This window comes from Pseudomonas cistanchae (genome assembly GCF_054483635.1).
Window position 1 is genome coordinate 117,062 of sequence record NZ_JBTLWN010000002.1, and the last position, 24,746, is coordinate 141,807.

Annotated in this window: 24 protein-coding genes; 10 read left to right on the forward strand and 14 right to left on the reverse strand. The window is 59.1% G+C overall.

Annotated elements, in window-relative coordinates:
• Nucleotides 1-2: 2 nt before the first annotated feature.
• The 10 genes from ACX0MV_RS07500 to tssB all read right to left on the reverse strand — a co-directional run bounded on the left by ACX0MV_RS07500 (nt 3) and on the right by tssB (nt 10,228).
• A complete protein-coding gene (locus tag ACX0MV_RS07500; RefSeq protein WP_458981873.1) occupies nt 3-665 on the reverse strand; it encodes an endonuclease/exonuclease/phosphatase family protein in 663 nt (220 codons plus the stop codon).
• A gap of 11 nt (nt 666-676) precedes the next feature.
• On the reverse strand, nt 677-1,183 hold the full coding sequence (locus ACX0MV_RS07505) for a hypothetical protein (RefSeq protein ID WP_458981874.1): 507 nt from the start codon (nt 1,181-1,183) through the stop codon (nt 677-679).
• 66 nt (nt 1,184-1,249) lie between these two features.
• Entirely contained in the window at nt 1,250-1,735 is a 486-nt protein-coding gene (locus ACX0MV_RS07510) for a hypothetical protein (RefSeq protein WP_458981875.1), read from the reverse strand.
• Nucleotides 1,736-1,758: 23 nt separating this feature from the next.
• Nucleotides 1,759-4,308: a type VI secretion system ATPase TssH gene (gene tssH / locus ACX0MV_RS07515; RefSeq protein WP_458981876.1), complete on the reverse strand. Its 2,550-nt coding sequence runs from the start codon at nt 4,306-4,308 to the stop codon at nt 1,759-1,761.
• Between the two features lie 2 nt (nt 4,309-4,310).
• Nucleotides 4,311-5,330 (reverse strand): type VI secretion system baseplate subunit TssG, encoded by a 1,020-nt coding sequence (tssG, locus tag ACX0MV_RS07520; RefSeq protein ID WP_458981877.1) that lies wholly within the window; start codon nt 5,328-5,330, stop codon nt 4,311-4,313.
• Nucleotides 5,294-7,087 (reverse strand): type VI secretion system baseplate subunit TssF, encoded by a 1,794-nt coding sequence (gene tssF, locus ACX0MV_RS07525; protein WP_458981878.1) that lies wholly within the window; start codon nt 7,085-7,087, stop codon nt 5,294-5,296. The genes tssG and tssF overlap by 37 nt, the downstream gene beginning before the upstream one ends.
• On the reverse strand, nt 7,071-7,514 hold the full coding sequence (gene tssE / locus ACX0MV_RS07530) for a type VI secretion system baseplate subunit TssE (RefSeq protein WP_458981879.1): 444 nt from the start codon (nt 7,512-7,514) through the stop codon (nt 7,071-7,073). Before tssE ends, tssF begins: the two co-directional genes overlap by 17 nt.
• A gap of 11 nt (nt 7,515-7,525) precedes the next feature.
• Nucleotides 7,526-8,026, reverse strand: a complete 501-nt coding sequence (locus ACX0MV_RS07535; protein ID WP_458981880.1) for an Hcp family type VI secretion system effector — start codon at nt 8,024-8,026, stop codon at nt 7,526-7,528.
• 76 nt (nt 8,027-8,102) lie between these two features.
• Nucleotides 8,103-9,587, reverse strand: coding sequence for a type VI secretion system contractile sheath large subunit (gene tssC / locus ACX0MV_RS07540; protein WP_458981881.1), 1,485 nt, complete (start codon nt 9,585-9,587; stop codon nt 8,103-8,105).
• A 29-nt stretch (nt 9,588-9,616) separates the two neighbouring features.
• Nucleotides 9,617-10,228, reverse strand: coding sequence for a type VI secretion system contractile sheath small subunit (gene tssB, locus ACX0MV_RS07545; protein ID WP_458981882.1), 612 nt, complete (start codon nt 10,226-10,228; stop codon nt 9,617-9,619).
• A 195-nt stretch (nt 10,229-10,423) separates the two neighbouring features.
• Here tssB and ACX0MV_RS07550 point away from each other — a divergent pair, with 195 nt between their 5' ends.
• From ACX0MV_RS07550 to tssA, 5 genes are read left to right on the forward strand one after another with little or no spacing between them, the layout of a single operon-like run.
• Complete coding sequence (locus ACX0MV_RS07550; protein WP_458981883.1) at nt 10,424-10,894, forward strand: type VI secretion protein; 471 nt, start codon at nt 10,424-10,426, stop codon at nt 10,892-10,894.
• Nucleotides 10,895-10,920: 26 nt separating this feature from the next.
• Nucleotides 10,921-12,255 carry a type VI secretion system baseplate subunit TssK gene (tssK, locus tag ACX0MV_RS07555; protein ID WP_458981884.1) on the forward strand — a complete coding sequence of 445 codons (1,335 nt, stop codon included), beginning with the start codon at nt 10,921-10,923 and terminating at the stop codon, nt 12,253-12,255.
• A 14-nt stretch (nt 12,256-12,269) separates the two neighbouring features.
• Entirely contained in the window at nt 12,270-13,031 is a 762-nt protein-coding gene (locus ACX0MV_RS07560) for a DotU family type IV/VI secretion system protein (protein WP_458981885.1), read from the forward strand.
• The gene (locus tag ACX0MV_RS07565; protein WP_458981886.1) at nt 13,028-16,849 is read left to right on the forward strand and encodes a type VI secretion system protein; all 3,822 of its coding nucleotides are present in this window, start codon (nt 13,028-13,030) and stop codon (nt 16,847-16,849) included. The genes ACX0MV_RS07560 and ACX0MV_RS07565 overlap by 4 nt, the downstream gene beginning before the upstream one ends.
• Complete coding sequence (gene tssA / locus ACX0MV_RS07570) at nt 16,846-17,931, forward strand: type VI secretion system protein TssA (protein ID WP_458981887.1); 1,086 nt, start codon at nt 16,846-16,848, stop codon at nt 17,929-17,931. The genes ACX0MV_RS07565 and tssA overlap by 4 nt, the downstream gene beginning before the upstream one ends.
• 30 nt (nt 17,932-17,961) lie before the next feature.
• Here the strand turns inward: tssA and ACX0MV_RS07575 are convergent, their stop codons facing one another.
• Genes ACX0MV_RS07575 through ACX0MV_RS07585 form a run of 3 tightly spaced genes read right to left on the reverse strand, consistent with a single transcriptional unit; the run spans nt 17,962 to nt 19,967 of the window.
• On the reverse strand, nt 17,962-18,579 hold the full coding sequence (locus ACX0MV_RS07575) for a TPM domain-containing protein (RefSeq protein WP_458981888.1): 618 nt from the start codon (nt 18,577-18,579) through the stop codon (nt 17,962-17,964).
• A gap of 33 nt (nt 18,580-18,612) precedes the next feature.
• Nucleotides 18,613-19,365, reverse strand: coding sequence for a TPM domain-containing protein (locus ACX0MV_RS07580; RefSeq protein WP_458981889.1), 753 nt, complete (start codon nt 19,363-19,365; stop codon nt 18,613-18,615).
• On the reverse strand, nt 19,365-19,967 hold the full coding sequence (locus tag ACX0MV_RS07585) for a LemA family protein (RefSeq protein ID WP_458981890.1): 603 nt from the start codon (nt 19,965-19,967) through the stop codon (nt 19,365-19,367). Before ACX0MV_RS07585 ends, ACX0MV_RS07580 begins: the two co-directional genes overlap by 1 nt.
• A 175-nt stretch (nt 19,968-20,142) precedes the next feature.
• On the opposite strand from ACX0MV_RS07585, the gene ACX0MV_RS07590 reads away from it, so the two are divergent.
• Nucleotides 20,143-20,676, forward strand: a complete 534-nt coding sequence (locus ACX0MV_RS07590) for a hypothetical protein (RefSeq protein WP_458981891.1) — start codon at nt 20,143-20,145, stop codon at nt 20,674-20,676.
• Nucleotides 20,677-20,977: 301 nt separating this feature from the next.
• Nucleotides 20,978-21,817 carry a UTP--glucose-1-phosphate uridylyltransferase GalU gene (gene galU, locus ACX0MV_RS07595; RefSeq protein ID WP_458981892.1) on the forward strand — a complete coding sequence of 280 codons (840 nt, stop codon included), beginning with the start codon at nt 20,978-20,980 and terminating at the stop codon, nt 21,815-21,817.
• Nucleotides 21,818-21,859: 42 nt separating this feature from the next.
• Here galU and ACX0MV_RS07600 read toward each other — a convergent pair whose 3' ends face one another.
• The gene (locus tag ACX0MV_RS07600) at nt 21,860-22,282 is read right to left on the reverse strand and encodes a VOC family protein (protein ID WP_458981893.1); all 423 of its coding nucleotides are present in this window, start codon (nt 22,280-22,282) and stop codon (nt 21,860-21,862) included.
• 97 nt (nt 22,283-22,379) lie between these two features.
• On the opposite strand from ACX0MV_RS07600, the gene gorA reads away from it, so the two are divergent.
• Genes gorA through ACX0MV_RS07615 form a run of 3 tightly spaced genes read left to right on the forward strand, consistent with a single transcriptional unit; the run spans nt 22,380 to nt 24,746 of the window.
• Nucleotides 22,380-23,738 (forward strand): glutathione-disulfide reductase, encoded by a 1,359-nt coding sequence (gene gorA, locus ACX0MV_RS07605; protein WP_458981894.1) that lies wholly within the window; start codon nt 22,380-22,382, stop codon nt 23,736-23,738.
• 7 nt (nt 23,739-23,745) lie between these two features.
• Nucleotides 23,746-24,369, forward strand: coding sequence for a trimeric intracellular cation channel family protein (locus ACX0MV_RS07610; protein WP_458981895.1), 624 nt, complete (start codon nt 23,746-23,748; stop codon nt 24,367-24,369).
• Nucleotides 24,369-24,746 carry a VOC family protein gene (locus ACX0MV_RS07615; RefSeq protein ID WP_458981896.1) on the forward strand — a complete coding sequence of 126 codons (378 nt, stop codon included), beginning with the start codon at nt 24,369-24,371 and terminating at the stop codon, nt 24,744-24,746. The genes ACX0MV_RS07610 and ACX0MV_RS07615 overlap by 1 nt, the downstream gene beginning before the upstream one ends.

Sequence of the window (24,746 nt, forward strand, 5' to 3'; positions counted from 1 at the left end):
CGTTAAGCAGAAAACACATCGAAGACAATAGGCCGATGATCGGGCCCACTCATATCAAAGTCATTTTCCAGACTGGTGATGTCAACAGGCGCCACTTTCACATCCACCGAAGCGAGTACCCAGTCCAAAATCCCGCCGCTTTTATGCGTCTGCTTCCCTTTCCAGCAGTCATATGCAATTCCCGCGGTGTCTAGTTCGCCGACCTTGGAGATGTCCAAGTTCAAGTCCCCGGTAGCAACCCAGCGCCCGCCCATTTGCGTGCAGGCATTCAACTGGCTCTTGGTCTGTCCGTTCTGCCCGGACTTAAAATGCGCAAGAAATACATACCCTGAATAGCCATTGACACTTTGTGCTTCTACGGCAATGAGGTCCCGGTTCAGGCCGAATAGATGTCCCTGACTGCTAACATTTATAGAAGAAGATTTTTTGCTCATTAAAATATAACTATTGGAGTGTCCGCCCTTATGGCACTCGACATTATAGCCTTGATAGATATCCCCAAGATTGTTGACATAGTTGCCTTCTTGCCCGGAATGAACTTCACACAGAAAAATTAGGTCGGCATCTATTTGTACGCAGAACGCAACGAAAGAATCTATTTGTGATTTCTTGATCAGTGTTGAGGAGTAACCGCTCTTTTCAATGTTAAAACTCGCAATTCTCATCATCTATCCTATTAGCACGGAATTATCACATTGCCCACGACGGTACTCAGGTTTCTACTGGCTAGTACCTGTTGAGGCGTAATAGCCTTGAAATCCCTATTTGCCGTATAACGCATCAATTGTAGAGTGCCGTTGTCCACATCAAACATGACGTCGACGCCATTGGGGCAGCTATTCGAAAGAAACACTGCGCTATTGACCCATGGGAACCCTAAAAAACCTTGCCATGTTGTTACATCACCGAATACTGCAGCACTTTGTACCGCGGCTCCATTTAGCTGCATGGTCAGATTTTGAAATGCATTTTGATGAGAGACCGCGGAGTAAGCACCTTGGTAATAGCCGTTGATATGACCTGCAAATACTCGATTACCCGGCAGGATACAGACAATGGCAAGGCAGGAGTCGACATGCGGAAAGGCGATGTGATGGCCCAAGCCGGCTCGCACTGTGAAGTTCCAACCGTGGTAGTCATCGTTCACGCGATCATGTGCGGGCTCGACACAGTAAAAAAGCATTCTCAACTCCTTAAGCTTGCGTCTAGGCAGTGGGATAAGAGCGGTGAATTTTAGAATGCAGCCTTTCTATAAATAAGATTCGCCAGCGCTTTCCTCGTCCCATTCCCATTCGAACATTCCTGCGATCGACTCATTCACCTCTTCCTGAGTTGCTCCTGATACTGTGTAGTAGCCGAACTTTCCCGCGTTTTTGAAGTAATCGCTGTGGCAAAATACGCCGATCGGAATTCCAATACCAAACTTTTCGCCGATCAAGCGAGGCACACGATACGCACACCCATTGTCTTTAACGCATGGCAACAACTTACAGTCGGTCACGATGATCGCGTTCTTATTTGGCCTGGCAATGATTTTCCCACTCCAAAAAATCTGGTCTGGATGTTTGAATGGAGACTTTTCCAATCCCGCCCCATTTTGCTCTTTGCCAATTGCCAATGTATGGCAAACATCGCCCACCCACCATAACCAGTGAGCTATATATTTCATTTCTTGGCCGTAGTTGGCGACATTGCCGTAAAGTACCGGCGACATGTAGCGTTCTTTTTCTTCCATAAAATACCCGCTATAGCTACTGACTATTCCAACACCCACTCCGCCAATTTCCCCGTCACCTGAGTCATCAACACATTTTCAATATCCCTTGCCCCAGCCCCACTGCATTTGGCCAACACCGCCTGCACAATCGCTGCTTCAAACTCAAACTGTTTCCCGGTCGCGGCCTTATAGCGCTCGCGCAATTTTTCCAACTTGGCCAATACAATCCCTTCCAGCGTGGCTTCGTCCAGTGGGTGGTAGGGCACCACAGTCATGCGGGCGAGGAAGGCGGGGCGGAAGGCGTGTAGCAATACCTTGTGTAGGCGCTCATTAAAGAGGTCTTTACCCAGCTCGTCTGTGGAGGTGTCGAGTATCAGTTCGGCGCCGACGTTGCTGGTGGCGAGCATCACGGTGTTTTTGAAGTCGACTACTAGGCCGGTGCCATCCTCCATCACGCCTTTGTCGAAAACGTTGTAAAACGCCTCCAACACATCGGGATGGGCTTTTTCGATTTCATCGAGCAGTACCACAGAATAGGGTTTGCGCCGCACGGCTTCGGTGAGCACGCCACCGCTGCCATAACCAACATAGCCGGGTGGGGCCCCTTTGAGTTGGCTGACGGTATGGGCTTCCTGGTATTCCGAGAGGTTGATGCTGATCAGGTTGCGCTCGCCGCCATAAAGCGCATCGGCCAGTGCGTAAGCGGTTTCAGTTTTGCCGACGCCGGTAGGGCCAAGCAGGAGAAAAACACCCACCGGTTTCGCTGGGTCGGTCAGGCCCGCGCGGTAGGCTTGTATCCGTTGCGCAATAGTCGCCAGGGCAACGCTCTGGCCCATTACCCGCTGGCCCATGCGCTGAGCGAGGTTACGCACGGCGTGGGCTTCATCGGCGAGCATCTTGCCCATGGGGATACCGGTCCAACCCGCGATTACTGCCGCCACTGTTTTGGAGTCAACCTGCTCGGGCACCAGCGGTTCGTCTTGGCGAATGGCATCCAGCCCCGCTTCCAGGCGTAACAGTTCTGAGGCGAGATGGTCGAGGCGTCCGTCTACATCATCGTCAGCTTTGTTGGCGTCGGCGGCTTCGCTGAGGTCGAGTAGCGCGCGACGGGTTTCGAGGAGTTCGCGTACGGCCTCGCGCTCTTCGGCCCAGCGCCCCTCCAATGCCTTTATTGCCAGCACATTACTGACGGATTCCTCTTCCAGTACGGTAATCCGCTCACCGTGATCGAGGCCGGTAGTTTGCTCCCGGCGCAGGCGGTCGAGTTCTTCTTTCAATGCTTGCTGGCGGTGGCGCAGACTTTCCAGTGGAGGAGGGACATCGTGCTGGCCAAGGGAGACGCGGGCGCAGGCGGTGTCCAGCACGCTGATGGCTTTGTCTGGCAACTGCCGCCCGGAGATATAACGGTGCGAGAGTTTGACCGCGTCGTGGATGGCGGCGTCCAGCACCTGCACGCCATGATGCTGCTCGAGCTTAGTGGCAACGCCGCGCAGCATTTCCACTGCGGTGGCTTCGTCGGGCTCTTCGATTTGGACCAATTGAAAACGCCGGGCCAGGGCCGGGTCTTTCTCGAAATACTTCTTATATTCCATCCAGGTGGTTGCCGCGATGGTGCGCAACTCGCCACGCGCCAAGGCCGGCTTGAGCAGATTGGCAGCGTCGCTTTGGCCTTCAGCGGCGCCAGCGCCAATCATCGTGTGGGCTTCGTCGATAAACAGAATGATCGGCTTCTCGGCATTGCGAACCGCATCGATCACCCCTTTCAAGCGCTGCTCGAATTCGCCTTTGACCCCGGCGCCGGCCTGCAGCAGGCCGAGGTCAAGCACACGCACGCTGACCTCCTTCAATGGGGGAGGCACATCGCCGGCGGCAATGCGCAAGGCCAGGCCCTCGACCACGGCGGTTTTGCCAACGCCAGGGGCGCCAACCAGGATCGGGTTGTTCTGCCGCCGGCGCAGGAGGATATCGATGGTCTGGCGAATCTCGCCGTCTCGACCAACAATGGGATCAATGCGGCCGTTGCGCGCGTCTTCGGTGAGGTCCTGGGTGTACTGGTTGAGAGCAGGCTCCTCCGTGGAGGTTTCGCGAGATTTGCTGCCTGAAGTTGTAAGAGTCTTGGGCGGGCTTTCCCGCGAAGCCTGGGTCCATTCCAGTAGATTGCCGCGCAATGTTTCGCGGGAAATACGCAGCAGGGATGAAGCGCTGTTCAACAGTAGGGTGCGCCGCTCTTCGCGCTCGAGCAGGGCAAGCAGCAGCAGGCCGGAACGAATACTGCCGGGGCCCAGCACACTGGCCTGCACCATGGCGTCTTCCAGCAGGCCGATGGTGTGAGTGGAGAGTGAAGGAGTGCGGGTGTTTCCCGATTTGAACAGCTCCAGTGCCCGATTGATTTCGGCGCTGACCGCATCACGCTCCAGGCCGAACCGGGGCAGCAGACAGGCCAGATCGCCGCCTTCGATCTCGAGCAGTTCGAGCACGAGGTGTTCGATCTCGACGTAATGATGGCTGCGTTGCATGCAACGTTGGGCTGCCCGTTCCAAGGCGCGGCGGCAATCGCCATTGAGGCGGCCGATCAGGGTGCCAAGTTCCATATTCAGATCACCGTCGGCTGGTGCAGCCGGATGTCAATACGGTTGATGTTGGAGCCTGCCTGACGTTGCAGGCCAGTGTTCCAGCGCAGCCGGGTTTTGCCGTGACGATTCAGGCTCAACGGGGTTGTGCCCCTGACCAGCAAGCTCAGCGAGCAGTCCAGATCAGGACCGAAATAGAAACCGGCCAAGATGGCGAGTTGTGCATGGGCTTCGCCGTCCGGTAAGAAGCCTGCCGCTTGGTTCTGGTCGAGCGGGCCGAGGGTCAAGCGGATGCCTGCATGTTCGTCCCAGACCCGAATACCGGCCACGGCGTTGCGGCCCAGTTTCAGATTGCGCCCGCCGCGTTCCAGCCGGCTGCGGCTGGCCATTGGAATGTTGCGCCATGCGCCTTGATAGGCATCGATGCGAACAGGCTGATCGAAATGCTGCCGGGCAATGGCGGCGAAACCCGCCAGTGAGCGACGGCCACCCATGAACAGAGCGCTACGGGCTAGAATCGCCGAGTCGGGCAGTGCTTGACGCTCCTGTAGTGGTTTGGGCAGCAACCCGGTCAACGCGCGCAGCTGCGCCTGCACGGCACTGGTAGCGGGCAAGCCGAACCCCAGGGCGATACGGTGTTTGCGCAGCACGCGGTATAGCAGGCTGAGCAAGCGGTGTTGGAACAGGTCGAGAAACGCCGCCGGGGCGTGGTCCTTGAGCCGGGCTCGCTGTTGCAGCCACTCTTGGTAGGCATAAGGCAGGGGGCCGTCAGGACCGCCGAGCCCGAACACTGGCGTGGTCAGCACCGGCTGCCCATCGTCCTCTTCAGCCAGACTCTCCACTTGGCTGGCGGCAAATAACGGCGTCAGTGGCCCACGCAGCCGAACGGCCTCTGCATGGGGCGAGGTACCACGTCCGAGGGATGTCGCTTGAGGTTGCTCGCGCTCGAGCAACAACAGCGCCTGCAACAGCTCGAACGCTTGAGGCTCGCGCCGCAAGCGCTCGCTTAGAGCGCGATGGGCATTCCGGCTTGTGGTTGCCACGTTTTAATTTCCTTGTCGGCCTGAACCAGAACGGTGCTAACGAAACGATTGGCGTTGGCGTACAGCGAGAAAAACTGCGCCAGCACACCGGAAAACAGCACGGCGCTGGTGCCGACGAAATGCTGCGAGTCGAGGCGGATGCGCACCTCAAGACCATTGCGCCAGCCACGCCAGGCGTCATCGCCTACTCGAGCGACGACTCGCTTGCAGTCAAGGTCGAACAGCCCCTCGATTTGCCGACGGGCACTGGTTTCGTCGCGCAAGTTGTGAAGGCTGAGCATTTCCTTGAGCGCGATAAGCGCGTTGGGGCCTTCCACCAGAGAAAGGTGATTGAGGGTGAGCTGAGAAATCAGGCGCCAACGCGATTCGCCTGCCAGTTTTGGCAGGCTTTGGGGTGTTGGCGGGTTGCGTAAATAGGCAAAGCCCACTGGCCCTGGGCGTTCGAAGCTCAACCGGGTACCCGCACTCAGTGACTCGGCGAGGTGGCGGTTGGTGCACAGCAGTTCGGCGGTCAAGCTGTATTCGGGCGCATCCTGCAACGGGTCGAAATGGGTATCGACCAAGCTGAGCAGCAAGTCGCTACCCAGGCGGTTGGGAGTCAGGCCAACTATCCGGCGAGCGTGCCAGTAAAGACGGTTGTCGCCCGAGCCGTGCTGGTAACCGTAATAAGCCGGCACCCGTTGTACGCTACTGGGCGCGCTGGCACGTAGCGCACGGATGCTATGAATCTCCACGCTGTTTTCCCGATGGCTGTCGGCCACCAGGCGGTATTCGCTGCGCGTACCGTCTGGACGCAGGGGCTCCGATGTGCGCGGGAACAGATTGATCACCGGCGTACAGCCCAGCGCTATGTCCGTTGCTTGCAGGTGCAGGCGCGTACTGGGCGAACGGTCGAACACGATATACAGATAAAGCGTCTCCCCTTCAGTGGCCGATACGTTTAGCGGCACATCGAAAAACGCGAACTTCTCCGGGAAGGCGAAGTATTCGGCGAGCAGACGCAACCCAGGGTGCAAACCGCTTTCGTCTGGCAAAAGCGTGTGGTCGCTGCCGAAGCCGACGGCTTCAGGGTGTCCGCGCTGGGGCACCGGCTGGCTTCCGGGCGCTCCGCAAAGCACCTGTAAGGCATGGGCGCAGAGCAGATCGTAAAGGTTGGCATTGATCACCGGCGAAGCCGCCAGGTGCAGGCGCAAACTGCTGATCGATAAATCTTGCCACGCCGTACCTTCAATGCAGCGCAGGCTCAGGCGTAGCGCCGATCTCGCCTGCGCAACACCGGTAAGGGCCTGGGCTTCATCGCTATCGAGGAGCACGGCTTCGGTAATTTCCAGCGGCCAGAGAGTGACTTCAGCGGTACTGCGAAAGTGAATGCTGGCACCGCTGGCAGTGGTCACGAACAACGGGGTATCGCGCGGCAGTCGGTAACCTTGTGCAAGGTTGCCTTTGGTAGGGTCCGGCTGAAACTGGGCGATGGCGCACGATGGCAAGGGTCGCAAAGCCAACGGATACAGCTGTTCCAGAAGGGCGTCGCTAAATTCGGCGTAGTCGTCATCCAGACGGCGTTGCAGGCGTGCGGCCAACAGCGAAAACCCTTCCAGTAGCCGCTCTACATGAGGGTCGGGGCATTCACCGGGCGCCAACTCCAGGCGTCGTGCGACCTTGGGGTAACGGGCGGCAAAGCCGGCGCCTGCATGGCGCAACCAAGTCAGCTCGCGCTGATAATAGTCAAGCAACTCCTCGTCAATCGAATCGCTCATGACTTACCTCTAGTGTGTCTGCCACGTCTTCGATAACGAATGCCACCGGCCACTGACGCTTACCGCAGCGTAAAGAGCCCGTCAGGCGAATAAGCAACCGATGCTGGTTGGCATCCGAAAGCACTTCGACATCGGCCAGCAGCAGACGAGGCTCGAAATGCGTAATGGCGTTGCGAACATCCCGCGCGACTTTGCGTCGATCATCCAGGCTATGCCCATACAGAGCCGTCCAATCCGCGATGCCGTAATCGAGAACGGTCAGAGCAGCGCCCGCTGGGCGGACATCTCGCCGGGTGTTGAGTATGCGCATGAGTTCGGCTTGCACCGAGCTGGCGAGGGCGGACTGATCGAGTTCCGCGTCCGCCTCCTTGGTGGACGCCAGCCGTTCGAACAGAGACGGCTGGATGCCTGTACCGACAGCGCGCATGGCGTGGCGGCTTAGGCTTTGATGAGTTTGTTGGCAGCCAGGTCCCAGGTCGAGGCGGCGGTACCTTCCTTGGTGCCATCGTCTTTCTGCGCTGTAAGCTCCCACTTGATCTTGGTGAAGTTCAGCGAAAGGGTTTCGACCGGTTTGCCGCCCGCACCACCGCTGACACTGACGTTGGACAGCACGACATTGGTGAGCGTGTAGACGATAAATGGCAGCAATTTGCCGTCGCCTTCCGCCGCATTACGGCCAATGGTGATCTTCGCCTCCGTTATGGGTTTGCCGGCGCAACAGAATTCGTTTAGCGAAGGAGTGGAGGTGTCGACGAATTTGGTGAGGGTGAATTCGCCGATATGTGGCCTGCCAGAGGTCCGTTCCGAGTTGCTGACGTCGTTGGTGACCTGCATGGCGACGTTATGGCTGTATGACATGACTTCGATCTTGTCGGTATAGCCTTCTAGCAAACTGTCGCCTTTGATATCGTCACCGAGGTCGAGAATGATCGCATCCATCGCTTGAAACTCCTGGAAAATGTGTTCTCGCTATATAAATAGATTGCCCCCGCCGAACGGGTCGGCGGGGTCGGTCTTAGGCCGCGACGGGCGGCGGCAGAGTAGCTACCAGGCGGATCGAGGCGGTCAATTCCTCCAGCTGGAAGTGAGGGCGCAGGAATACCGTGGCGCGATAAGCACCGGGTTTCCCTGCGACTTCGGTGACATCGACCCGAGCTTCACGTAGCGGGTATTGCGCCTTGATCGCTTGCGGTGCGTTGTCGTTGATCAGCACGTAATCGGCGATCCAGTTGTTCAGGTAGGTCTGCACGTTATCGCGAGTCATGAAGCTTCCGACCTTGTCTCGCATGATTACCTTGAGGTAATGGGCGAACCGTGACGCAGCCAGTACGTACGGCAGCATCGCTGAAATGCGCGCATTGGCGTTCGCTTCGTTGGTGTTGTAGAGCTTGGCCTTGTTGGTGGTCTGGCCACCGAAAAATACCGCGACATCGCTGTTCTTCTTGTGACAGAGGGCAATGAAGCCCAAGTCGTTCAGCTCTTTCTCGCGCCGGTCAGTGATCGCCACCTCAGTGGGGCATTTCAGCGACAGGTCGCCTGAGCTGGTATGGAACGTATGCGCGGGCAGGCCTTCGACCGCGCCACCGCCTTCCGCGCCTCGAATCGCGGCGCACCAGCCATACATCGCAAAGGCTGCAGTGATGCGCTGGGTCAATGCCCAGGCCGCATTGCCCCAGAGGTATTTACTGTGGTCCGTGCCGTTCACATCTTCGACGTAGTTCATGCCATCTACTGGCAAGGTGTCCGGTCCGTACGGCAGGCGCAGCAGAAAATGCGGCAGCACCAAGGATACGTAGCGCGAGTCTTCGCTTTCACGGAACGAGCGCCATTTGATCAGCTCCTGGCTCTCAAACACTTTCGCCAGATCACGGGGCACCGCCAGATCGGTAAAGCTGTTCATGTCGAACAACAGCGGGCTTGCCGCTGCAATAAAAGGCGCATGCGCGGCGGCGGCGACGTTCGACAGTTTTTCCAGCAGGGCTACATCCTGAGGGTGACGCCCAAAGGTGTAGTCGCCGACCAGAAGGCTGAAAGGGTGACCGCCAAAGGTGCCGTACTCTTCCTCATAGATTTTCTTGAACAGTGCGCTCTGATCAAACTCGACGGCTTTTTCCAGATCCTTTTGCAGCTCCTTCTGCGTCACGTTGAGCAGGCGCAATTTCAGCCGCGTACCGGTTTCGGAGTTCTGTACCAGCATGTGCAACCCGCGCCATGAGGCTTCGAGCTTTTGCATCTCGGGGTGATGAAGAATCTGGTTGAGCTGGGCGCTGATCAGCTCGTCGATCTGGCTGATGCGATCGTTGATCATCGCCACGGTGTCTTTGTCGATGGCCATCCCTTCGTCCAGAACCTGGGTGGCGAACTCGGCGAGCATGTCGCGGGCGTAATCCTGCTGGCTATCGTCATGGGCCATGCGGCCTTCGGCGATGATGCGGTCGAGTAACGACAGGGTCTGTGTCGTGCTATTGCTTTGGCTCTCGCTGGCGGTTGTCTTGGGCATGACGACGTCCTCCTTGATGAGTGGGCGGATTAGGCTTGAGGTTCTTCTTCTGCCGGCGGCTCGCTGTCGCCCGCAGATTCGGCCTTGGCCGACTTAGCATCCGCAGAAGGTTCGGCTTTCTTGTCACTGGTACTCGACGCTTCGGCCGTATCCGGTCGCGCCGATTGGATTTCCTTCAAGCCCTCGGTGCTCGCGACTACGTCCTGAAGCAGTTTGTCGAGGTCGTCATTGCCATCGAGCTTGGTCAACAGGTCACGCAGGCGCTGGCGTGCTTCGAACAAGCGTCGCAATGGCGTGACCTGGGTGACGATATTGACCGGATCGAAATCGTCGATGTGATTGAAGCGCAGCTCGACATTCAGCTTGCTGTCGTCGCCGCTGATGGTGTTGTCGACTTGAAGGGTGGCACGAGGAGCGATCGACGCGAGTACGCCGTTGAAGTTGTCGCGGTCGATTTCGACAAAGCGCCGTTCACCTAATTTGGGAAGCGGGTTGTCAGGTTTGCCAGAGAGGTCCGCGAGTATGCCGACGACGAGCGGCAGTTCCTTCTTCTCGATGGCGTCACCGATTTCGACGTCGTAGGTGATCTGAACACGGGGAGGGCGAATGCGGTCTAGTTTGTGTTGCGTACTCTCAGCCATGAACTCGACTCCGATGCAGGTTTTCGGGTGCGAATGCATCGGTTTCCCTGCACATTGCACTCCCTTGCAAGAACCATTGCGCAAGCCGGATACAGGCTTAGCATCCAACGATCCCTCTCATTCGTCTCGCTGACGAACTACCCAACACGCTAGAACAGGTCTATAAAAACGCAAACCTAATTTGGGATTGTCGGTATGCGTCATGGACGATTGAGATTCGTCACCTCGGCGGTTTATGCACTTGCCGCTTGTGTGCTGAGCGCATGTTTCACCCATCAACCGCAGGTCGAACTGGACCGGTTGACGCTGGATGTGGCGCCGCTCGCCAATAACGACTTTCCCATTGCCGTCGATTTTGTCGCGGTCGAGGATGCGGAGCTGCTCACGTTGCTTTCCGGTATACCCGCCAAGACCTGGTTTGCCGAGCGCGAGCAATACCAGCGCGATCATCGACGCAAGCTCGCTATCTGGAGTCTTGAGCTGGTGCCGGGCCAGTTCATGGAGTCGGCGGACTTTCCAATGGCAGGCGAGTCCGCGGCTGGACTTTTGGTCTTCGCCAGCTATAACACTCCGGGAGTACATCGGCTGCGCCTGGACGATCAACGACAGGTCTGGCTGAAGTTCGAAAGCAGGGACATGCGCCTGGTGGGTGACGACCAGCGCTGATCACATCGGAAGTCGAGGGGAGTCGTATGAGTTTTCTGCCTGACGCGGTTTGCTGGCACGAAGGTATGCAGTTGTTGCCCCAGCACTTCCAGCTTCAGGGACTCCGCGCCGAAGCATTGTCGACGCTTCTGGCCAATGCCTGTAACCCCTGGTTCTGGGGCGTCACGACGCTCGAGTTGGACCCATCAGCGCTCTGCACGGGCAAGATTCGCATTCTGTCCCTCGAGGCGGTTCTGCCCGATGGCTTGCCTGCCAGCGTAACGCCGGGCACCCATGCTCCCCTCGAGTTGGAGCTTGCCGAGGCTATCGCCGCAACGACCCATTCCCAAGTTACCGTATTCCTCGCGGTCAGCCCACTGTGGCGCGCGGGCCAGTTGGTGCCGTTGAAGGGGCGGTTGCAGTCAGTAGTGGGCGAGGCCATACCTGATCTGGCCAGCGGTGAGTATCCCGAACCGATCGTGGTGTGGCGTCCGAGCCTGAGGTTGACCACCGAGGCATACAAAGCCGATGCCATCTGCATGCCGCTGCTGAAGATTGCCAAGGAGGGTGGTGGCTATGTCCAACTGCCCTATGTCGCGCCTACCCCCCGGATTCTTCCCGAGTCGGTTCTCGGTCAAAAGGTTTCCGCGCTTTGCGCCCGAGCACGCGAAAAATGCCTGTACCTGGCGGGGCGCTTGCGCCATGCGCAACAGGCCGGCAACGACGATGACATCGACGAAATACGCCGACAGCTCGCGGCGCTGTGGTCGCGCCTGCCGGAAGTCGAAGCGCTGTTGAACAGCCGTATTGCCGGCCCCAGTGCGCTTCACGGATTGCTGACCGGCATGGCCGGCGCCTGGAGTGTACTCAATCCATTGGCCGGCATACCGGCATTCGCTGCGCTGGATTTTCAGGAATTGCAGCGCGGCTATGACGAGGTGCTGGGATGGCTGGGCGAAACCCTCGAACTCATTCGCGCCGGTTACCGCAGCATTGCCTTCGAGCAGGAAGGCCTTGGTTTTTCGATCACGCTACCCGATACGCAAAAGCGCAGTCAGCGTTTGGTGGTCGGTTTGCGCATGCCTGCCGGCAGTCACGAGCAAGCTGCCTCGGAGTGGCTGGGGCGGGCGTTTATCGGCTCAGAGCCATATATCGCGACGCTCTCCAGGCAGCGCATGAGTGGCCTGGCCCATCAGCCGATGGGGCGCCAGGAACAGGTTTCGTACAGCGTCGGGGACGATACGAAACTGTTCGTCGTGCAGGCCGCCGGTGAATGGTTCGATCCTGCACAACGGCTTCGCATTGTATCGTCCAGTCATGCGCAGAGCAGTGCTCCCTGGCAATTAGTTTTGTTGATCGCTAACGCGAACGAAGCGGCATAGAAGAAGGACTGCATATGCCTGATGGGAGTTTTGCTCCGCGCCAGCGAGGGCTTCACGAGTCGCCGCTGAGTAGCGCTTTTCGGCACGCTTGGCAGGAGTGGCTAAGTGTCTGGCATGACGTGGAAAAGGACGAAGACAGCGATGCGAAGCTGGTGCCCAGAACGATCGAGTCGGCCAATCAAATTACCCGCCGCCTGTGGCGCAGCGCGTTCGCCAGCGTGGGGGAGTCGTCATCGGAGCAGGTGAAGGCAACTGTGTATGCCTTCGTGGCTTTGCTCGATGAAACCCTGATTTTTACGCCCTGGGCCGGGCAAGGCGCCTGGCAGGAAAAGCCGTTGGAGGCGCGCCTTTACGGCAGCCGCAATGCCGGGGAGCGTGTGCCGGTAGCGATCAAGAAGCTGTTGGATGAGCGCGCACCGGCCAGCCGCGATCTTGCCGATGTCTATCTGCAATGCATGCTGTTGGGCTTTCACGGGCGGCTACGTGGCGGCCGTGGCCAGGCGATCCATGAGAAGTGGCGTCGTGCACTGTTCGCCTTTGTCTGGCAACGGGACCCGTCGTATGCCGATATTGGCGACACCCTCGAGTCGCCCTCTAGCGGGCAACCCAGGCGTTTGCAGGTACGCCGCTCGTTGCCGGATGGGTTCCGCCTAGGGTTGGGCATTGCCTGCATGTTCATGCTGTTGACTGTAATCGGTCATTTTTTCTGGCGTGACATCGTGCAGGAGCTTGAGCCTTCGCTGCACGTGGCTTCGTCGATAGAGCAAGATTCGTGAGCACGCTGAATATCGTCGCCATCGTGGTGGGTTTGCTATTGCTGGTGGTGGCCATCGGCGTACTGATCTGGTGGTTACGGACGCAGTCCGGCTCGGCGGTGCGTAGCTTCTATGCCGCGTACAAACAATTGGAGCAAGACTTCGCGGTCCGCGATCGCTACGAAATGCCGTGGCTGCTGATGCTTGGCAACGAGCAGCAGTGCGCGCAGTTGTGCACCACCTGGAACCTTTCCCCGGTGGGCAAGCCCGCCTGGTTTGGACGTTGGCACGCCGATCCGGACGGTGCTGTTCTGGTCGTGCCGGAAGGTCTGTTTCTCTCTGAGGAGGGAGGCACGGCGCAGCGGGCCGCATGGTGGCGCCTGCTCGGGCTGCTGCTGCGTCTGCGGGCGAGACGGCCACTGGACGGGGTGATATGGAATGTCCCGGCGAGGAGCCTGATCGACGCTGACACTGCGTTGGCCTCGGGGCTCGGTGCGCGGCGCAAGTTCATCGACCTGTTGCAACGGCTGGGGCTGAGTTTGCCTGTGTATGTCGTGATCAGCGGTATGGAGGAATTGCCAGGCTTCCAGGAGTTGATCGCGGCGCTGCCTGAAGAGGCCCGCAGCCGAGCCTTGGGCTGGACATCGCCTCATGCCCCCGATGTGGTCTGGCAATCCGAATGGAGCGAGATTGCACTCACGCAGATCACCCAGGCGCTTTCCCAAGCGGTGCTGGAATTGGGAACGCTGAGGGGAGAGGTGGGCGCCGAGCTGTATTGTTTGCCACAGCGCTTGGCGGCTCTGCACGGCCACGTACAGATGCTGCTCGATCCGGTTTTCCAGGGTAACGCACTCGGGGAAGCGCCACGTTTTCGCGGGCTTTATTTCACCGCGACACAAACGTCCGGGCACGCCGATGATGAATGGGCAATCGCGGGGCCAATAAGCGTCGCGCAACGCTGCATGTTTGCCGATCAGCTCTGGAGCCGGCGCATCATCGCCGAGCAAGGTTTGGCGCAGGCGGTGCCCAGGATTCTAAGGCTGCGCCAGCGTTGGCAGCAGTTGGTCGGTGGTTGTGCGGTATTTTTTGGGCTGTGCTGGATGGCCGCGATGATTTGGGTCTGGCACGGCGCAGTGGAGGACGCCAATCGCCTTTCGCGCATACTTCAGGACGCTCAAAGCCGCTACGCGGCAGTGAGCAACGAGGCCCGGCGCAAGGACGTTACACGGCAGAACGTGCAAGCGTTTTGGCATGTGCTCGAGCAGGCGCCACGGTGGCAATTCGTCTCGCTGGCTTATCCGACGTCCTGGTTTTCGGCTACCGATAGGCACCTGGAAGCTGTATTGCGTGGCACGGCCCTCACGCACTTTTTCCAGCCCTTGCGCGATCTTTTGCAGGCTGACCTCGCCACCTTACAAACCATCAGGCCGAGCCGTAAAGGCGCCACCCGTGAGCATGATTACCCCGAGCGCTGGCCGAATTATGTCCAAGCTAACAGCCTTGCCAGCGGCCTGCTGAATATTGAATCGAAGAATCGCTGGTTCGAAAACGCATTGGATAACCCGAAAGGGCCGTTGGACGATTTGGTCCTGCTGAGCAACAACGCGCTGGATCTCAACCTGAATGCCAGCACCCTGCGCCGCGAAGCGTTTTACAACCGGGTATTGGCCGAGCGGATCCCACTACAGGCACTTGATCTCGAGGAAAACCACGAGCAGTTCGCCGACCAGTTCAAGCGGCTGATGCAGCTGTGGCTCGATCAGTATTTTCTTGGCGAAAACTTCGTGAGCCCAGCCGGATCGCTAAAGCGCTACACGGACAAACTGCAACTGGGTTACGGCAATTCGCTGACAGAACTCGAAGAGGTGGATCAGCTGATCGACAACCTGCAGGCGATGATCGCACTGACCAATACTGCCTGGAGTCGCGGTAGTGGCCAGGATTTGGTCCCGGGTTACAGAAACCTGCTGGAAAGCGCCGGCAAGAGCGCGCTGTTAGGGCCGTCCGTAAAAACTGCAGTGGATGAAACCGAAGCCAGCCTCCAGCGGAATTTCCGCGATCGCTGGATTTCCCACGAGGGTTCTCGCAGCAATCTTCTGGTGATGCAAGGCAGCAATGTCCTGGCGCTTCAAGAACATGTGATCGGTTTGGACAATGCCATCGAGAGCCTGCTGCAGAAGGATTTCACAGTCAGCGCACTGGCCAATCAGGGAAGCCTGAGCAGCGATCTGTTATCGCGGGCGCTTGATGGAAAAAGCCTGGATGCATCGCTCAATTACTTGCGCAGCTACGAGCGCTACCTTGCCGATGAGTCGCCACAAATACCTCAGCAATACCGCCCGACCTTGATTGCCAGCGCCAAGGATGCGGCCACGACAGCCATGTGGTACGGCGTGCTAAAAAGCGCCAGCATTGCGCAACCCACGGCTGGTTTGTCTTTTGACGTACCCGCGGACAAGGCCTTGGTCCTGCAAAAGGCGTTTACCGAATTGAACCGCCCGGACCTCGCCGCGGCTCTGCAGAACGCGCTGAACCAGCGTGCCCTGGCGGACATTGACCGGGCGCTGGGCAATGTCGACGCGCTGCCGTTGTTTCGCACCCGCTTCGATATTGCTCGCTGGGACGGTTCCAAGGGCATGGGACTGGCCCTGTTTCGCTCGCTGGACAGTCAGGACCTCAAGCAAAGCCTGGCTCAACAGTTCGCAACGATGTTGAGCATTACCCAGGCCTATCGCCCTGCTGTGGAGTGGCTGAAATCACAGCAGCACAACGTGCCGCTGGCCGACTACGACAAGGTCAGGCGACTCGATGCGTTGTATGAGGAAATGAACAAGTACCAGGCGCAAAATCCGGTGAGTTCGCCCGCGTTGTTCGAACAACTGGTCAGCCGCGACCTGAACGAAATGGATGCCGGCTCATGCGCTGAGATCTTGAAGTCGGCCAGTCTTGCGCAAAGCCTCGATGATGTATCCCGCCAGAGTCGCTCGATCTGGGAAAGCGCGCGGGCTCGCTGTGGCGTTCTCCAGCAGCAACTGGCCGCTGTCGCCTGGGACAAGCTAGCCAACTATTTCAATCAATACCTGGCCGGGCGCTTCCCTTTTTCTTACAGCGTTCAGGACGCCGATGCCGACCCTGCAAGGGTTGCGTACATGGTGCAGTTGATCGATGCGCACCTTGAACAGGCGGAAAAAGGCCTTGCGCTCAGTCAATCGGCAGATGTCCTCGCCGCGCAGGATTTTCTCGATCGCTTGAAACGCTCGCGCACCTGGTTGGCGCCTTTGTTCGTGCGTGACAAGGAGGGCATACTCGGCCTCGACCTCGAGGTACGCTGGCGCACTGATCGCGAGGACGAGCGAGGCGCCGACCAGGTCATCGCCTGGGGGCTGCATTCCGGCCAACAAGCGATCCTGTACCCCCAGGGTGAGCAACAGCGAATTCACTGGCTGATTGGCGAACCGATGAAATTGATGCTGCGCTGGGCCAAAAATGGCTCTCAAAGCCCCGCTAACGATCCGTTGCAGCCGAGCTTGGCGGTTACCGATTTGGAAGCCGGCTGGCAATACACCGGGCCCTGGGCCTTGTTGCGGCTGATTCGTTCGCACGTGACGGTTGCCCGGCAGCCGAACGCGGATTACACGGAGTTCCCGCTGACGCTGCAATTGCCAGTTTATGCGCCCTATAGCCCCGATACCCAGGCACAGATGTTTATGCGCTTGTCGCTGATGACCCAGGGCAGCAAGTTGCCGCTGTCGATTCAGCCACTCCCGGTTCGCGCCCCACATTCGCCCTTCGGCCATATCAACTCGACCGCATTGCTGAGTTCTCAGGAGCAACCGTGAGCACGCCCATACCCTCCGACTCGGCATCGATTGCTGATCTGCTGGAGCCCATTTCGGCCGCGTCGCCCTGCGGTGGCAGCCTGCGCTACGAGAACGACTACGGGCTATTGCGCGAGTTGCGCCGCGAGGATGACACCAGCCTGCCCACAGGGGTTTGGCAGTCGGAAATCAAGCGGGGTGACTGGGCAGCGCTGGAAAAACTCGCCCGCGACATTCTGGCCAACCGTAGCAAGGATCTGATGGTCGCCGCCTGGCTGGGCGAAGCCTGGCTGCACCGCGATGGTCTAGGAGGGTTGTGCCGAGCGCTGGAACTGCTGGTGGGGTTGTGTGAGACCTACCCGAACGATGTCCATCCATTAGCCGAAGATGGGGATCAGGCCTGGCGAGCGGCGCCCTTCGACTGGCTGGTGCGGCGTTATGCGGAAATCCTGCACACCCGGAGTGGATTATTCGAAGCAAGCAGCGAATTCAATGCGTTTACCCTGAGCGACTGGCAGCTACTGCAGCAGCGCCAGGTACTTCGTGGTGACAACAAGGAAGCCAAGCTCCAAGCCGAGACGGCGAAGTTAACCCAGCAGAAACTAAATGAGCTTATCCGTGCCACACCTTTCAGCCATTGGTTGAACTGCCTCGAGCGTCTGTTATCCAGTCAAACCAGCCTTGATCACCTTGAACGTTGGAGCGACGCGACGTTAGGTGAGGTTGCGCCCAGCTACAGCCCGCTGCGCTCGGTGATTGCGGCGTTGACGACACTCATGCAGGAGTACATTGCCATGCATCCACAACGACCTGCGCCAGTAGAAGTGGCAAGCGACCCTCAGCCTCTAGGCGAAACTGCCGACCCCTCGAGCGCACACACGCAGATCAACGGGGCCGGCCCCTCCAGTCGGGAAGATGCCTACCGGCAGCTGGTATTGATCGCCGAGTTTCTGGCGCGAACCGAACCCCACAGCCCGGTGCCCTACTTAATTCATCGCGCCGTGGAGTGGGGCAGCAAGCCGCTTGGGGAGTTGCTGCCGGAGTTACTCTCAACGGACCCCGAAGTGCGCCGTGTGTGGACCATGCTCGGGGTGCTCAAGTAGCATGGTTATGGGCGGCGAGGTTTTTAAGAGTTACGGCAACAAGACCAGCCGGTTCGGTAGCTCATTGCGCTCGTGGGTTGCCGGGATGTGCTGCTTGAGCACTTCACCACAGCCGCGGATACACCCAAGAAAGCCTTCCAGCGTGCGGCCTTGTCTGACATGGGTCGTGAAGGCCTGTACCAAGGTCTGCCAATGTTGGTCGTCTATGCGGCTGGCGATGCCTTGATCGACAATGATTTCCACATAGCGCTCAGCCTCGGACACGAAGATCAGGATGCCGGTACCCGCTTCGGTGTGGTGCAGGTTGTTTTCCAGAAATTGCCGGCGAGCCAGATTGGACGCCCGCCAGTTGCGTACCGAGCGCGGAATCAGGCGGGTGGTAATGGTCGGCAAACGACCCACCAGCGCCAAGCCGATGAAACTCAGCCATTGCACCAGCAGCAGCTGCGGCGCATTCAACCAGCCGCCGAAAAAATTCACTGCCCCAGGTAGTACCAGGGCGAACAGGCTGGCCCACAGCAAAGGGATATAGGTGTAATCGTCGGCGCGTGCTGCCAGCACCGTCACCAGTTCCGCATCGGTGTGCTGCTCGACTTCCGCGATTGCAGCTGCGACCTGTTGCTGTTCAGCTACGTTCAGTAGGGTCATGCGAGTTGCCTCCAATTGATTCTGCGTCGGGTATTACCAGCCACCGGAAGCACCCCCACCACCGAAGCCACCGCCGCCACCACCAAAACCCCCACCACCAAAGCCACCGCCACCCATGCCAGAGCCGCGGCCCATACCGCCAATCAAGGCACCGAGCAACAGCGCGCGGCCTGAACCACCGCGCCCGCCGCCACTCAGCAATACAATCATCACGATCAGGAAAAAGCCGAACAGCCCCATCAGCGCTGCAGGCGGCTTTTCTCCAGCGGCAGCCATGGCCGTAGAAGAGGGCGCCAGGGGATTGCCGCCCAGCACCTGGATGATTGCTGCAGTACCTTCAACTATTCCGCCAGTGAAGTCGCCACGTTGAAAAGCCGGGGTGATGATGGAATTGATGATCAGCGCGGATTGCGCATCGGTAAGCCGACCTTCGAGGCCGTAGCCAACCTCGATGCGAATACGCCGCTCGTCGCGGGCGACGATCAGCAACGCGCCATTGTCTTCGCCTTGCTGACCGATGCCCCAATGCCGACCCAGGGCGACGCCGTACTCCTCGATGCTACGGTTCTGCAGATTGCTCAATGTGGCGACGACCACCTGCTCACTGCTGGCCTGTTCGTGAGCTGCGAGCATCTGGGTCAGGCGCTGCTCGGCGGCCGCATCGAGCATTTCGGCCTGATCGACCACCCGCCCGGTGAGCGGCGGCAGCTCCAGTTCGGCGGCAGTTGCCACGCCCATGCAGCACGTGAGCAACAGGGTGGAGAAACTGCGGAAAAGGCGGTTCATCAGAAGTTCACTTCGGGCGCCTGGTCCGCATCCGTCGCGGTGGCCTCGAAGTTCTCTCGAATCGGCATATCGCTGTACATCACCATGTGCCACAGGCGACCCGGGAACGTGCGAATTTCCGTGTTGTAACGCTCGACGGCGGTGATGAAGTCGCGTCGCGCTACGGCGATGCGGTTCTCAGTGCCTTCCAGTTGAGACTGCAAAGCCAGGAAGTTCTGGTTCGACTTGAGGTCGGGATAGCGTTCGGAGACCGCCATCAGCCGGCTCAGGGCGCTGGTCAGCTGGCCTTGCGCTTGCTGAAACTGCTGCAGGCGCTGGGGATCATCCAGCATGCTGGCATCCACTTGAATGGAGGTGGCCTTGGCCCGGGCCTCGATAACCGCGGTCAGGGTTTCCTGCTCCTGGCGTGCATAGCCCTTCACCGTTTCCACGAGGTTGGGAATCAGGTCGGCGCGGCGCTGATACTGGTTTTCCACCTGCGCCCAGGCAGATTTCACCTGTTCGTCATATTGCGGAATGTTGTTAACTCCGCAGCCGGCGGTAAGGCTTGCCAGGCACAGCAGGCCTGCCAGTCGCCAGTCCATCATTCGCTTGATCCACATGTTCGTTCAGCCTCCACAGTCGATTCATACCCACTGGTAGGCCACCCGATCACGCAAAGAGTTCAGTTGCAGTGCCTGCGCATCTGCACGACGCATATGAGGCCGCAAGCGAAACGGCGGAACTGACCCGCCATCGGTACTTCTAAAGCGGGTCAGTGACGATTGGTAAAGCCCTGTGTCCAGAATCATCAAGCCCGACGACCCTTATGCTCCTGCGCCATCGGATGCGCTGCTGTTCGGCACGCCCAAGGACCGGCTCGACTTCTACCGCCGGGAGATCCAGTACGAAACGACGCTGCTGTCGAACAGGACCAATGCCTACCTGTCGGCCCAGTCATTCCTGGTGATCGCCTACGCCTCCTGCATGGCCAATCTGAATCCTTCCTGGGGCGAAGTGTTTCGACTGGTGGTACCGCCATTGCTTGCGCTGCTGGGGGTAGTCAGCTCGCTGCATGCCTGGCCAGGAATCAAGGCATCGTTCGATATCGTTGGCCACTGGCACTTCAAACAGACCCAGCTGCTGCGTAGCGAGCCGAAAGTCGGCCTGGCCTATGACGACTCGCCGTTGTTCAGCGAAAAAGAGTCGCAGGGCGACAGTCATCGCAAGTCGCTGCTGTTTTCCCTGCGCACGCCCTGGTTATTTGTAGTGTTCTGGAGCGGTTTGGGCTTGTTCTCCCTGTGGCTGCAGTTGTCTACAAGCGATATCTGAAACCAATGCTTACTGGTGAGACGGCTCCAAAAACAGGTTGAACCGGCGAAAGCGGGGCGTAGTCGAAGCGGTACCCAATCGCAGAAACCTGCTTCTTGTGCGTCAACGCCTCCATTAAAGGGGCGCCGTCTGGGTGATTGTGCGCGCAGCGACCGCTGCGCTTGTACAGATGCTCAGGCCGCAACCACAGGAGCGCAGACTTCCCGGTTTTACTGGCGTTGCGCCAGCGCCGGGGCATTGTATAGAGAGTGCAGCCTGATAGACTGCGCGAGCCATTTCGTCTCACTTTTTAAGGCGTCCCATGATTAAGAAATGCTTGTTCCCAGCAGCCGGTTACGGCACACGCTTTTTGCCCGCAACCAAGGCCATGCCCAAGGAAATGCTGCCTATCGTGAACAAGCCGCTGATCCAGTACGGCGTCGAGGAAGCACTGGAAGCCGGCTTGACCCAGATTTCCATCGTCACCGGCCGCGGCAAGCGGGCACTGGAAGACCACTTCGACATCAGCTACGAGCTTGAGCACCAGATTCGCGATACCGACAAGGAAAAGTACCTGGTTGGCATCCGTCGCCTGATCGATGAGTGCAGCTTCTCCTATACCCGCCAGGTGGAAATGAAAGGGTTGGGTCACGCGATTCTCAGCGGTCGGCCGTTGATTGGCGACGAACCCTTCGCCGTGGTCCTGGCTGACGACCTGTGCCTGAACCTGGGCGGCGACAGCGTATTGACCCAGATGGTCAAGCTGTACAACCAGTTCCGCTGCTCGATCGTGGCGATCCAGGAAGTGCCGCCGGAGGAAACCCACAAGTACGGGGTGATTTCTGGCGAGATGATCCGCGATGACATCTACCGGGTTAACAGCATGGTCGAGAAGCCAAAGCCGGAAGATGCGCCTTCGAACCTGGCCATTATCGGTCGCTACATCCTGACCCCGGATATTTTCCAGCTGATCGAGCAGACCGAGCCCGGCAAAGGTGGCGAAATTCAGATCACCGATGCGCTGATGAAGCAGGCGCAAAACGGCTGCGTGCTGGCTTACAAGTTCAAGGGCCAGCGCTTCGATTGCGGCGGCGCGGAAGGCTACATCGACGCCACCAACTTCTGTTTCGAAAATCTCTACAAAACCGGAAAAGCGTTCTAACCGCGCGCTGCGAGCCAAAAAGCCACCTCCGGGTGGCTTTTTTTATGGAATGGGCATCGCCTCCGCGCCAGGGCCAAGCGGTTGTCCGTAGCTGAATTCGAGGTAATTGCCTGCGGGGTCGCGCACGCCGCAGTAGTAGCCGACTGGGTAGGGCTCATCGCGGGGCGGCCACACCAGGCAACCTGCTTCTCTGGCCTTGTCGGCGATGGCATCGACGCGCTCGCGACTGTCCACGGCAAAGCCGAAATGGCTGTAGTCGTCGCTGGCAAGGTTGCGCTGTTGTCCGCCGGGCATGATCACGAAAATGAACGCGTGCTCCTTGCCCGGTTCCGCCATCCAGACGATCCGCGAGCCCTTGCCTTCGCGTTGATGAATAACCCGCATCCCACAGAACTCGCCATAAAAGGCGATGCAGGCATCCAGGTCGGGTACGTGAAGCGCCAGGTGAGTGAGGGTAGGGCGCATGCCGGTTCTCCCAGGTAAATGGTCTTGTTAGCTTAGGCTTGTGGGCAGGCAATGGGTTCTATTGGGTTATGCTTGCCGCCTGTTCTGGAGGCCTGAAATGACGTATGACTTCGACCTGTTTGTGATTGGCGCCGGCTCGGGTGGCGTGCGCGCCGCGCGCTTTGCCGCCGGTTATGGCGCCCGTGTGGCGGTGGCTGAAAGCCGCTACCTGGGAGGTACCTGCGTTAACGTCGGCTGTGTGCCGAAGAAGTTGCTGGTGTATGGCGCGCATTTCGCCGAAGACTTCGAGCAGGCGCAGGGTTTTGGTTGGTCACTGGGCGAGGCCAGGTTCGACTGGGCGACGCTGATCGCCAATAAAAACCGCGAGATCGAACGCCTCAACGGCATCTACCGCAATTTGCTGGTGAACAGCGGCGTGACCTTGCTTGAGGGCCACGCGCGTATCGTCGATGCGCACAGTGTCGAGCTCGGCGGCAAGCGTTACAGCGCCGAACATATTCTGATAGCCACCGGCGGCTGGCCGCATATCCCCGACATACCAGGGCGCGAGCACGCGATTGGCTCGAATGAGGCGTTCTTTCTAAAACAGCTGCCCAAGCGCGTACTGGTGGTCGGCGGCGGCTACATCGCGGTGGAGTTCGCCTCGATTTTCCACGGCCTAGGTGCGCAGACCTCGTTGTTGTATCGCGGCGAGATGTTCCTGCGCGGTTTCGATGGCGCGGTCCGCACCCATCTGCGCGAAGAATTGACCAAGCGCGGCCTGGACCTGCAGTTCAACAGCGACATCACCCGTATCGACAAGCAGGCCGATGGCAGCCTGCAGGCAACGCTTGAAGACGGGCGGACGCTGCAGGCGGATTGCATCTTCTACGCCACCGGCCGCAAACCGATGCTGGATAACCTTGGGCTGGAAAACACCCAGGTGCAGTTGGATAAGAGCGGCTTTATCAAGGTTGACGAGCAATACCAGACCGCGGTGCCGTCGATTCTGGCGATTGGCGACGTGATCGGCCGTGTCCAGCTCACGCCGGTCGCCTTGGCCGAAGGCATGGCCGTCGCACGGCGGCTGTTCAAGCCCGAGCACTATCGCAAGGTCGATTACCAGCTGATTCCCACCGCCGTGTTCAGCTTGCCGAACATCGCCACGGTTGGTCTGACTGAAGAACAGGCGAAGGAGGCCGGGCACAACGTCGCTGTTTACGAGAGCCGATTCCGCCCGATGAAATTGACGCTGACCGAATGCCAGGAGCGCTCGCTGATGAAGCTGGTGGTGGATGCCGACACCGACAGGGTGCTGGGTTGCCATATGGTCGGCCCGGAGGCGGGCGAAATCATTCAGGGCCTTGCCGTCGCGCTCAAGGCGGGGGCGACCAAGCAGGTTTTCGATGACACCATCGGCATTCATCCGACGGCCGCGGAAGAGTTCGTCACCATGCGCACACCTGTTCAGTACTGAGGAGTTTATGGCCCAGTTGTTCTACCTGGCCGACCTGTTCGGCGTAGCGGTTTTCGCGATCACCGGCGCCTTGATGGCCGGGCGCAAGTCGATGGACCTGTTCGGCGTTCTGGTGATTGCGGTGATTACCGCGCTGGGTGGCGGCACCTTGCGCGACGTGATTCTGGACAACCACCCGGTCAGCTGGATTCGCAATGACCTCTACATCGTCGTCGCGTCGGTGGCAGCCGTCGGCACCGTGATCTGGGTTCGCCTGACCCAGCCGATTCATGAGAAGGGCCTGCTGCTGGCGGATGCTTTCGGCCTGGCGGTATTTACCGTGATCGGTACCGAGGTTGCGCTGCAGCACGACGTGCCCGCCAGCACGGCGGTGATCATGGGTGTGATGACAGGCGTGGCCGGCGGGGTGATGCGCGATGTCATCTGCAATGAAATCCCGCTGATCTTCCAGAAGGAAATCTACGCAACCGCCTGTATTGCCGGCGCGCTGACCTTTATCGGCCTGCGTCAGCTTGGCACTCCGCACTGGCTGGATACTGGTGTGGCGATGCTGACGGTGCTGCTGATTCGCCTGGCTGCGATCCGCTGGCACGTTTCGTTGCCGCGTTTTCACCTGCTGGATCGCGACTGATGATCGAACGCATGGACCACCTGGTGCTCACCGTGGCAAGCATCGAACGCACTCTGGATTTCTATCAGCGCGTGCTTGGTATGCGCCGGCAGACCTTCGGCGAGGGCCGCAGTGCGTTGCTGTTCGGTGTGCAGAAATTCAACCTGCATCAGCATGGCGCCGAGTTCGAGCCCAAGGCCATGCGTCCCACGCCTGGCGCCATCGACCTGTGCCTGATCACCGAATGGCCGACCGCGAAAACCCTCGCCCATCTGGCCGAACAGGGCGTCACGGTCGAAGAGGGGCCGGTGGTACGCACCGGCGCGACCGGGCCGATCGAGTCGCTGTATTTCCGCGACCCGGACGGCAATCTGGTGGAAGTCAGCCGCTACCTGTAG